Here is a 941-nt window from a genome sequence, read left to right as displayed (position 1 = left end):
CAGCCAGGCACCGCGTTCGACATCATCGATGATCTCCATGGTCGCGACCATGCCATGCGTGCGAAGCCGTGCCAAGGACGCGCCCATGTTCAGGGGCTGCGTCGCGTAAGAGGATCGTCCAACGAGAGCTCAGAGGGCACGCGTGGGGGCTCAGATTGAGGATGCTGCGCGATGGAGGTCGATCTGCCGTGTCTAGAGCGGGCCAGGCCCGAACCAGAGGGCCGGCAGGGATGCAGTGAGCAGTAGCGCCGCCACGGCCAGGCTCACGGCTGCCAGAGACCGCCGTCCTTCGTGTCGCACCCAACTGGCGATCGCGAGGCCCAGGGACGTGGCGGAGATCATGCCGACTGGCACCCAGGCCGCGAGAAAAATCGGGTAGAGGAACAGCCAGCCCTCGTTGTTCCAAAGAACGACCGGGGCCCACATCGTGGCGTACAGAGTGACGTAGGAGACAAGGGCCACAAGGACCACAAGGACCACAAGGACCACAAGGACCACGATGCCTGACGCCAAGGCGAAGGGACTGGCCGCCACTACGGAAGAGGGGCTGTTGCGCGGTTCATTCGTTTGGCCAAGCCGCGCCGGGTTGGTTGTCACGTTCGAAAGCTAGCAGCCCCCGATGCGGCGTCAACCGCCCGTGTGACACCTCGGGCGTAGTTTCCTTATGCCGGGTAGGGGATCGTGCAATGGACAGGGTCGTAAACCTTGACTTCCCCGCCGAATGGTCCGTGTTCGTCACCGTAGATGAATCACTTGATGTGTCTCTTGGCTGTGCCTGGGCGCACCCTGGGACCAGTGGTCGGGCAGAGTGATCTAGCGAGTATTCACCGGATGAGGGGGGAGAGATGACTGCTAGCTCCAATGGGAATGCGTCCCGGGTCGAGCCGGCCTGGCCGGTGGCGGTTGTGGTCCTCGCCGTCCTTCTCACCCTGGCGGGCCCA

1 protein-coding gene is annotated in these 941 nt (G+C 63.5%); it reads right to left on the bottom strand.

The annotated features are described in order from the left end of the window. Window positions 1–192: 192 nt before the first annotated feature. Window positions 193–597, bottom strand: coding sequence for a hypothetical protein (locus tag IFT88_RS16710; protein ID WP_192122048.1), 405 nt, complete (start codon window positions 595–597; stop codon window positions 193–195). Window positions 598–941: the final 344 nt, after the last annotated feature.

Origin of the sequence: Frigoribacterium sp. CFBP 8751, assembly GCF_014841545.1 — a bacterium.
In the GTDB taxonomy this organism is placed as follows: Bacteria; Actinomycetota; Actinomycetes; order Actinomycetales; family Microbacteriaceae; genus Frigoribacterium.
The sequence above is the reverse complement of the archived record's forward strand: the minus strand, read 5'-3'. Positions and strand labels throughout refer to the sequence as shown.